The following is an 8,728-nucleotide window of genomic DNA, read 5'->3' on the forward strand; positions in this document are numbered from 1 at the left end:
AGGGGTGGGAGCAGAGGATGGACAGGACCGTACCGATCCGCGGCATGACCTGCCGTGCCTGCGAGGTCCGCGTGGCCCGCTCCCTGCGGCAGCTGCCGGGGGTCGAGGAGGTCGCCGTCTCGGCCGCGCGGGGCCGTGCCCGGATCACGAGCAGCCGGCCGCTCCCCCGAGCCTCCCTCGAGCAGGCCGTCCTCGGCGCGGGGTACGCGCTGGGCGACCCCGATCGCAGCTGGGTGAGCCGGGACCGACGCGTGTGGCGCGACCTCGCGATAGGGCTCGGGGTCGTCGCCCTCGCTCTGGCCGGCGCGAGGATGCTCGGCCTCGAGGAGCTGGCGGGCCGCGTGGGTGCATCGGCGGGCCCTGCTGGCACGACGGGTGCGGCAGGCCTCACCGTCGCCCTGGTCCTCGGGCTGGCGGCGGGGCTCTCGGCCTGCATGGCCCTGGTCGGCGGACTGGTCCTGGCCGTCGCGGCCCGGCACGCCGAACGGCACCCGCAGGCGAGCCTGGCGCAACGCTGGCGCCCTCACCTGGCCTTCAACGCCGGGCGCGTCGTGGGCTTCACGGTGCTCGGGGCCGTGCTGGGCGCGGTGGGCGGCGTCGTGCACGTGACCGGCGGCACGCTCGCGCTGCTGACCCTCGTCGTCGCCCTGGCGATGGTCGCGATCGGCGTCCAGCTCACCGCCGTGTCGCCGCGCCTGGCCCACCTGACGCCGGCCCTGCCCGCCGGGGTGGCCACCCGCCTGGGCCTCGAGGGGCGCGGCGCGGGCGCCTACCGCGACGGGAGCACGGCCGCGCTGGGGGCGGCGTCCTTCCTGCTGCCGTGCGGCTTCACGCAGGTGGTCCAGCTCTCCGCCCTGGCGACGGGCGAGCCGGTGACAGCCGGCCTGATGATGGGTCTGTTCGCCCTCGGGACCGCCCCGGGCCTGCTCGGCGTCGGCGGGCTCACCGCTGCCGCCCGCGGCTCGGTCGGCCCCGTCCTGCTGCGGGTCGCCGGGGTCGGGGTCCTGGCGCTCGCGGCGGTCAACGTCGGTGGCGCCGTCACGGTCCTGGCCCCGGGAGCGACGGGGAGGGGCCCGGTCGCGGCGGGCACCACCGAGGTCACGGCGAGCCTCGAGGACGGGGTCCAGGTGCTGCGCACCGCGCAGGTGGTCGACGGCTACGCACCGGCTCACGCGACGGTGCTCGCCGGGACGGAGGTGCGCTGGGAGATCGACTCGACCGCGGCGAGCTGCGCGAGCGCCCTGCACGCCCCGGGCATGGGGGTCGAACGGGTGCGGCTCCTCGAGCCCGGCGCGAACGTCGTGACCTTCACGCCCACCGAGCCCGGGAGCCTGCACTACTCGTGCGCGATGGGCATGTACACCGGGGTGGTCGAGGTGCTGCCCGCGGGGTGAGTGGACGGCACCGCAGCCCGATCCGCGAGGTGCAGGACGCACCTGCCGCCCGGCTCGGGGGTCTCGACGCGGTCGACCACCCACGGACCGGGGAGGCCGGCGAGCACGCCACGGACGAGTCCGAGGTGCAGGTTGCACACCACCTCGGGGCGTGCGCGGGCCAGGTCGCGCACCGGGCAGCTCCCGAGGCAGACCGTGCGCCCCTCGCTGCCGACCTCGGGGCTGAAGCCGAGCGCGGTCAGGTGCTCCGCGAAGGCACCGAGCTGGTCGCCCTGCGGAGGGGCGTCACGCACGAGATCGGCGCCGAGGGCCCGCCCGTCGCGCTCGGCCGTCTCGGCCGGGCAGTCCATCGGCCTGCCGTAGCCCAGCACGAGCGCGCGCTTCAGGTGCTCGCTCGCACCGACCTCAGGGACGACGGGCGCGGGGGTCTCGAGCGCGCGGTACAGCAGCCGTGGACGCCCGCGCCGGTGGCTGGCCTCGGGCTCGCTGCCGACGAAGCCCCCCGCCACCAGCCGGTCGAGGTGCTCACGCACCGTGTTGACGTGCAGCCCGACGGCCGCGGCGACCTCGGTGAGCGGCACGGGCGCCCCGCGCTCCTCGAGCAGCTCGAGGATGGCCACGCGGCTCTCGGAGGAGAGGGTCCGGTGGGCGCTGACGGAGGTGTCGACCATGTCCCGACTATTCACGGTCGTGACCGGTGGGACCCGGGACCTTCGGTGGGGGACGGCGGTCCCTCAGAAGCCTGCGCCCAGGCGGACCCCCAGCGCCTCGGTGCGGTAGGCGTCGAGGCGCGCCTCGGCGGCGCCTGCCGTGCGGCCGTCCCGGGCGCGGATCTCGCGGCCCTCGATGCGCAGCTCGGCGCGCTCGCTCAGCTCGACGATGATCGTGCCCCGCAGCCGACCGAGCCGGAGCACGGGGAGGCGGAGTCGGACGGCGCGGGAGTCGATGGTCAGGACGGTCATGTCACTGCTCCTGCTCGGGCTGGGTGGCGGGCGGGGCGAGCTCCTCGGGGTTCACGACCGCGAAGAGACGGCCGGGTCGTGCGCCGTCGGGGCGCGTCTCGGGGGCGGCGTGCCTGCCGCGGAAAGGTTCGGCGAGGGCGTTGACGGCGTTCACCAGCTCACGCATCTCGTCGGGGGTGGCCCAGAAGCTCGCCGTCGTCACGGTCACGGTGTCCTGCCAGTCGGCGGGCATCTCGTGCTGACGGGCCATGAAGTCGCGGATCCGGTCGGCCTCTCGGAGCACCGTCAGGCCGACGAGCTCGCCGATCGCCCGCAGGGAGGCGGGGTTCTCCGGGTCGACGTCGAGGCGACGACCCCCGGTGCTCACGGGCCGCCAGGGCTTCTCGCGCCCGCGGGGCTCGGCGGGTTCGATGAACCCCGCCTTGGCCAGCGTGCGCAGGTGGAACGAGCAGTTCGCGACGGTCTCCCCGGTGCGTCCGGCGCACTGGGTCGCGGTCGCCTCCCCCGACTCGTCGAGGAAGTCGAGCAGGTCCATGCGGAGCGGGTGGGCGAGGGCCCGGATGCGCTCCGGGTCGGTGATCGCCGGGCGTTCGCTGGAGTTCATGGCTCCACCGTAGAACGCGCAACATCTCTTGCGCAAGAGTTATTGCGCAAGAGATGTTGCGTGCTCGACGCCCCGCCCGGCGCCTCGACGCGCGCCCCCCCCTCCTCGCCCGGGCCACGGCGCTCCCGGCCGGCCGCGGTCCGCACGCACCTCCGGCGGGCCGCACCTCAGGCCGGCAGCGTCGCCCGGACGATCGCCCCGTGCATACCCGGGCGCACCTCGTGGGTGAAGGTGACCTCGGCGTCGACGAACCCCGCCGCAGCGAGCCCCTCGAGGTACTCCTGGCGCGAGAGGGCGCCGGCGAGGCAGCCCGCGAAGTCCCCCCGCTCGGCCCGCTCGGCCGCGGTCAGGTGATCCTCGGCAACCACGTCGGAGACCCCGATGCGCCCCCCGGGCACCAGCACACGCGCCATCTCCGCGAGGACGGCAGGCTTGTCGACCGAGAGGTTGATCACGCAGTTCGAGATCACGACGTCGATCGAGTCGTCAGGGAGGGGCAGCGCCTCGATACGGCCCTCGAGGAACTCGACGTTGGTCGCCTGCGCCTCCGCGGCGTTGGCCCGTGCGAGCTCGAGCATCTCGGTCGTCATGTCGACCCCGTAGGCGAAGCCGGTGGGGCCCACGCGCCGGGCCGAGAGCAGCACGTCGATCCCGCCGCCCGAGCCGAGGTCGAGCACCCGCTCCCCCGGACGAAGGTCGGCGACCGCGGTCGGGTTGCCGCAGCCCAGGCTCGCGAGCACCGCGGCGTCGGGGAGGTCCGCCGTCGCACCGCCGTAGAGCCCCGCCCCGAAGTCGACCCGCGGCGCCGCCACGTGCTCAGCAGCCCCGCCGCAGCAGTCCGACCCGCAGCACTCCTCACCCCCGCCCCCGGAGGCCTCGGGCTCGGCCCGCCCCCCTCCCGCGACCGTCAGCGCGGCCGCCGCGTAGCGCTCCCGGACCTGCTCGACCCGTCCCTCGTCCATGGCTCCTCCTAGATATCGACGCCTCTCGATGCCTGAGCCTCGCACCAGACATCGACAGGCGTCAATATCTCGTGGAGAATGACCCGATGACCACCGCGATCGAGACCACCTCCGGCGCCCCGGAGCAGCCCGGCGCCCTCCCGACCGTCGCCTGCTGCGCCCCTCTCGCGCGGACGCCCCTGTCCCTCGCGGAGGCACAGGGGCTGGCCGGCGTGCTCAAGGCCGTCGCCGAGCCGGCGCGGCTGCGGCTGATCTCCCTCGTGGCCGCGCACGAAGGAGGGGAGGCCTGCGTGTGCGACCTGACCGAACCCCTCGGCCTGAGCCAGCCGACGGTCTCCCACCACCTGCGAACCCTCGTCGACGCAGGTCTGCTGCACCGCGAGAAGCGGGGGGTCTGGGCCTACTACTCGTTGGTGCCCGGCGCGCTCGACGAGATCGCACGGGTGCTCACCACGACGACGCAGAGCTGACGCCGGTCACGGTCGGGCGGCACCCCCGGGAGCGCCGGCCGCGCCGCGCACCGGCCGAGATCAGCGCGAGCGGAGCGCGTCGATCAGCTCGGCCTTGGTCATCGAGGACCGCCCCCTGACCTCGAGCTCGGCGGCCCGCGAGCGCAGGTCGTCGACCGTCCAGTCCTCGTACGCGGGTGAGCTGCCACCGCTGCGGCCGACCTCGCTGCGCGAGGTCTTCGCCGCGGCGTTGGCGATGCGCGCAGCCTTCTCCTTCGAGCTCCCCTCGGAGCGGAGCTTCTCGTAGAGCTCGTCGTCCTTGACGCTGGGACCAGGGTCGCGTCGCGGCATCGTGTCCTCCTGGTGGTCGCGGGTCGATGACCTCTCGACCACTGTGCGCCCAGGCCTGCCCAGGCGCATCCGCAGGTGGCAGGGTGGTCGCGTGGACACCGAGGACGGACTGGTCGCAGCCCAGGTCGCCGCCCTCGCCGCCCTGGGGTGGCCCGGGCGGGCCCGCTGGCAGCTCGCGCCCGGCACGGCAGCCGTCGCCGCCGGGGCGCTCGTCGGTGGAGCCGCTCTCTCCCTGGCCGGGGCGCTCCGGCACGGCCGCCTGCTCACCCCGCGCGTCGCGCCACCCGCTGCCGGCGAGCTGCACGAGCACGGCCCCTACGCGGTGAGCCGCCACCCCATCTACACGGGCCTGCTGGCCGCCGCGGCGGGGTGGGCGGTGCTGCGTCGACGCCCCGAGCCGCTCGCAGCCTGGCTCGTCCTCCTGGTGGTCCTCGACACCAAGGCACGCCGCGAGGAGCAGCACCTGGTGGCTCGCTACGGAGAGCGCTACCGCGCCTACCGAGCCCGCACCCCTCGCCTGCTCACCGTCCCCGGACGCGCCGGGGCCCGACGCCCCTGAGGACGTCGGGCCCTGGCGACGGGTGCAGGACTACGCCGTGGGCGGCTCGTCCTTGCCGGCCTCCTCGAGGGCGTCGGCCTCCTCCTTGGTCGCGTGGACGGCGCCGTCGGCGTGCTCGGGCGGGCCGTAGACCGTGTAGAGGATGAGCGGGTTCTTGCCCGTGTTGACGAAGTTGTGCGTACGGCCGGCCGGGACGACGACGAGGTCCCCCGCGACGACCTTGCGGGTCTGCCCCGAGACGATCGCCTCGCCCGTGCCGCTGACGAAGGACAGGATCTGGTCGATGTCCTCGTGGACCTCCTCGCCGATCTCCCCACCCGGCGGGATGGTCATGACGACGAGCTGCGAGTGCTTGCCCGTCCACAGGACGCGGCGGAAGTCCGCGCTCTGCTCGGCGACGGTCGCGATCGTGAAGTGCTCCATGGGCTGCTCCCTGGGTTGTCGGAGACGAGGCGTGGCCGGGGTGCCGGTCGACGTCTGGGTCCTTGATACCTCCGCCGAGCGGCGACCGCGACCGCTCACGTGGCGGCCAGCGGTCCGTCGACCCGCCGAGAACCGGCGGGCCAGGACGAGGGGTCAGTCGTCGTGCGGAGCGGCCTGACGCGCCCCGGTGGACTCACGGAGCCGACGACCGCGTGCGACGTCGTCCGTGTGCTTCTTCTGCTTCTTCTCGCTCGCCGTGGTGTCCCGGGGCGGGAGCTGGATGCTCTTCTCGGCCGCGATGCCGGCCTGGAGCTCGCGACCGCGCTCGAGCTCGGCATCGAGCTCGGCCCCGAACAGCAGCGCGTTGTTTGTGATGTAGAGCCACAGGAGGAACACCACGACACCACCGAGGGCGCCGTAGGTCGCGTCGTAGTTCCCGAAGTTCGCCACGTAGAAGAAGAAGCCCACGGTCGCCAGCGCCCAGACGAGGATGGCGACCACGCTGCCCACGCTGAGCCACCGGAACTTGGGCTGCTTGACGTTCGGGGTCGCGAAGTACAGCACCGCCACGGCCAGGACGACCAGCAGCACGACGACCGGCCACTTGGCGATGTTCCAGATGGTCACGGCCTGGCTGCTCAGCCCGATCGCCGCACCGAGGGCCTCGGCGACCCCGCCCGACAGCACCAGCGCGACGCAGATCGCCACGACCAGGAGCAGCAGGACGAGGGTGACCAGCAGCATGATCGGTCGCAGCTTCCAGATCGGACGCCCCTCGTCGACCTCGTAGACCCGGTTCATCGCGCGGCCGAAGGCGTTGACGTAGTTCGACGCCGTCCAGAGGGCGACCGCGAGGCCCGTGATCAGGGCGAGCCCGGCGCCCTGCTGCCCCTCGGCCGCGGCGAGCAGCATGTCGATCACCGACCCCTCGTCGGTCGGCACGTTCGCTCCCGCCTCCTCGATCGCGTCCTCGACGATCTGACGGCTGTTGCCGAACAGGGCGAGCAAGGAGAACAGAGCCAGGGCCGCCGGCGCGAGGGCCAGCACCGCCCAGTACGTCAGCCCAGCGGCGTTGTCGGTGCTCTCGTCACGGACGAACTCCCGCACCGTCCGCTTGAGCACGTAGCCCCAGGACGGCTTGGTGAGGTCCTTCGGCGACCCGGGCTTGCGCCGGTCGTCGGGGTGCGGGGCGCCAGCCTTGTCCACCGCACGATCCCCTTCAGGGTCCGAGGCGGTCGCGGCCCGGGCCCGGCGGCCGGCGTCGTCGTGCGGGGGGCTCGCGGCCTGGTGGCGGCTCATCGGGGTCTCCTGGGGTCGTGGGTGGTGCTGCGGTCGGTCCGGACCGCGGTCACGGCCTGCCTCCCGAGCATCCCCCGGCTCGGGCCCGCTGTCGCGCGGAGATCTCGACGGGTCACGGTTCGGTCACGAGGATTGACAGCCCGGGGGCGCGGACGGGACTGTTGGGCCACCGCACTGAGACCGGTCTCATCGCCGAGACAGGATCTCCGGGCTCGACGATGAGACCGGTCTCAGTTCGATCACGTGCACGGTCGTCGTCGTCCGACGACGACCACGGGTCGGCACCGCCGCCGCCCCTGAGACGAAGGAGTCAGACGTGCGTACAACCAGGAAGCCGTGGCTCACCGCCACCGTCGGCATGGCCGGCCTCGCCCTCATCGCCACCGGCTGCTCGAGCGGCACGGCGGACGGTGACGGAGAAGGCAGCGGCACCGGAGGCGAGGCCGGGGGCAGCGACGAGCAGATCACGCTGACCGTCGCGACCTTCAACGAGTTCGGGTACGAGGACCTCATCACCGAGTACATGGAGCTCAACCCGAACATCACGGTCGAGCAGAAGAAGGCCGCCACGGCCGACGAGGCCCGGGACAACCTCAACACCCGCCTCGCCGCGGGCTCGGGGCTGTCCGACATCGAGGCCCTCGAGGTCGACTGGCTCGCCGAGCTCCTGCAGTACTCGGACAACTTCAACGACCTGAGCGACCCCGAGGTCGAGGGCCGCTGGCTCGACTGGAAGACCGAGGCCGCGACCACGGCCGACGGCAAGCTCATCGGCTACGGCACCGACGTCGGCCCCGAGGCCATCTGCTACCGCGCCGACCTGTTCGAGGAGGCCGGGCTGCCCACCGACCGCGAGGAGGTCGCCGACCTGCTCGAGGGTGACTGGGAGAACTACTTCTCGGTCGGCGAGGACTTCGTCGCCAGCTCCGACTCGGCATGGTTCGACTCGGCGGGCGCCACCTACCAGGCGATGATCAACCAGGTCGAGAACGCCTACGAGGAGGACGACGGCACGGTCATCGGGATCGACCACCCGACCGTCCAGGACATCTACACCGACGTGCTCGACGCGAGCGTCGACCGTGAGCTGTCGGCCCACCTGGGCCAGTGGAGCGACGACTGGAACGCCGCGTTCCAGAACGGTGCCTTCGCCACGATGGCCTGCCCCGGCTGGATGCTCGGCATCATCGAGGGCAACGCCGCAGGGGTCGAGGGCTGGGACATCGCCGACGTCTTCCCCAACGGTGGTGGCAACTGGGGCGGGTCCTACCTGACCGTCCCGACCCACACCGACCACCCCGAGGAGGCCAAGGCGCTCGCTCAGTGGCTGACCGCCCCGGAGCAGCAGGTCAAGGCCTTCGAGGCCAAGGGCACGTTCCCGAGCCAGATCGAGGCCCTCGAGAGCGACGAGCTGCTCGGCATGAGCAACGAGTTCTTCAACGACGCTCCCACCGGTCAGATCCTCGCCAACCGCGCCGACGCCGTGACGGCCACGCCGTTCAAGGGGCCGAACTACTTCGCCATCCACCAGACCGTCGCCGACGCCCTCACCCGGGTCGACGTCGACCAGACCGATGACGCCGACTCCTCCTGGGAGAAGGCCCTGATCGCCTACAACGAGCTCGGCCTCGACTGACCCGCCAGGTGTGGTGGGGGGGGGGGGGGGGGGGGGGCCCCCCCCCCCCCCCCCCCCCCCCCCCCCCCCCCCCCCCCCCCCCCCCCCCC

Annotated in this window: 11 protein-coding genes; 4 read left to right on the forward strand and 7 right to left on the reverse strand. The window is 73.4% G+C overall.

Annotated elements, in window-relative coordinates; genetic code table 11:
- The first annotated feature begins 17 nt into the window (after nt 1-17).
- Nucleotides 18-1,394: an urease accessory protein UreH domain-containing protein gene (locus J4G33_RS04170; RefSeq protein WP_208054590.1), complete on the forward strand. Its 1,377-nt coding sequence runs from the start codon at nt 18-20 to the stop codon at nt 1,392-1,394.
- Here the strand turns inward: J4G33_RS04170 and J4G33_RS04175 are convergent.
- The 4 genes from J4G33_RS04175 to arsM form a co-directional block, all read right to left on the reverse strand.
- Nucleotides 1,337-2,065, reverse strand: a complete 729-nt coding sequence (locus J4G33_RS04175; RefSeq protein WP_208054591.1) for a helix-turn-helix transcriptional regulator — start codon at nt 2,063-2,065, stop codon at nt 1,337-1,339. The genes J4G33_RS04170 and J4G33_RS04175 overlap by 58 nt on opposite strands.
- A 63-nt stretch (nt 2,066-2,128) precedes the next feature.
- On the reverse strand, nt 2,129-2,356 hold the full coding sequence (locus J4G33_RS04180; RefSeq protein ID WP_208054592.1) for a hypothetical protein: 228 nt from the start codon (nt 2,354-2,356) through the stop codon (nt 2,129-2,131).
- A 1-nt stretch (nt 2,357) separates the two neighbouring features.
- The gene (locus tag J4G33_RS04185; RefSeq protein WP_208054593.1) at nt 2,358-2,960 is read right to left on the reverse strand and encodes an ArsR/SmtB family transcription factor; all 603 of its coding nucleotides are present in this window, start codon (nt 2,958-2,960) and stop codon (nt 2,358-2,360) included.
- A 167-nt stretch (nt 2,961-3,127) separates the two neighbouring features.
- A complete protein-coding gene (gene arsM / locus J4G33_RS04190) occupies nt 3,128-3,922 on the reverse strand; it encodes an arsenite methyltransferase (RefSeq protein WP_208054594.1) in 795 nt (264 codons plus the stop codon).
- Between the two features lie 86 nt (nt 3,923-4,008).
- Here arsM and J4G33_RS04195 point away from each other — a divergent pair, with 86 nt between their 5' ends.
- Nucleotides 4,009-4,392 carry an ArsR/SmtB family transcription factor gene (locus J4G33_RS04195; protein ID WP_208054595.1) on the forward strand — a complete coding sequence of 128 codons (384 nt, stop codon included), beginning with the start codon at nt 4,009-4,011 and terminating at the stop codon, nt 4,390-4,392.
- A 60-nt stretch (nt 4,393-4,452) separates the two neighbouring features.
- Here J4G33_RS04195 and J4G33_RS04200 read toward each other — a convergent pair whose 3' ends face one another.
- On the reverse strand, nt 4,453-4,722 hold the full coding sequence (locus J4G33_RS04200; protein ID WP_208054596.1) for a DUF7218 family protein: 270 nt from the start codon (nt 4,720-4,722) through the stop codon (nt 4,453-4,455).
- Nucleotides 4,723-4,813: 91 nt separating this feature from the next.
- Here J4G33_RS04200 and J4G33_RS04205 point away from each other — a divergent pair, with 91 nt between their 5' ends.
- Nucleotides 4,814-5,281 (forward strand): methyltransferase family protein, encoded by a 468-nt coding sequence (locus J4G33_RS04205; RefSeq protein WP_208054597.1) that lies wholly within the window; start codon nt 4,814-4,816, stop codon nt 5,279-5,281.
- A gap of 30 nt (nt 5,282-5,311) precedes the next feature.
- On the opposite strand, the gene J4G33_RS04210 is transcribed toward J4G33_RS04205, so the two are convergent.
- Together J4G33_RS04210 and J4G33_RS04215 are read right to left on the reverse strand one after the other, a co-directional pair.
- A complete protein-coding gene (locus J4G33_RS04210; protein WP_208054598.1) occupies nt 5,312-5,704 on the reverse strand; it encodes a cupin domain-containing protein in 393 nt (130 codons plus the stop codon).
- A 153-nt stretch (nt 5,705-5,857) separates the two neighbouring features.
- Nucleotides 5,858-7,003 (reverse strand): YihY/virulence factor BrkB family protein, encoded by a 1,146-nt coding sequence (locus J4G33_RS04215; protein ID WP_208054599.1) that lies wholly within the window; start codon nt 7,001-7,003, stop codon nt 5,858-5,860.
- Between the two features lie 358 nt (nt 7,004-7,361).
- Between J4G33_RS04215 and J4G33_RS04220 the strand changes: the two genes are divergently transcribed.
- A complete protein-coding gene (locus J4G33_RS04220; RefSeq protein ID WP_208054699.1) occupies nt 7,362-8,639 on the forward strand; it encodes an ABC transporter substrate-binding protein in 1,278 nt (425 codons plus the stop codon).
- Nucleotides 8,640-8,728: the final 89 nt, after the last annotated feature.

The organism is Actinotalea soli, assembly GCF_017565425.1.
Lineage (GTDB): Bacteria > Actinomycetota > Actinomycetes > Actinomycetales > Cellulomonadaceae > Actinotalea > Actinotalea soli.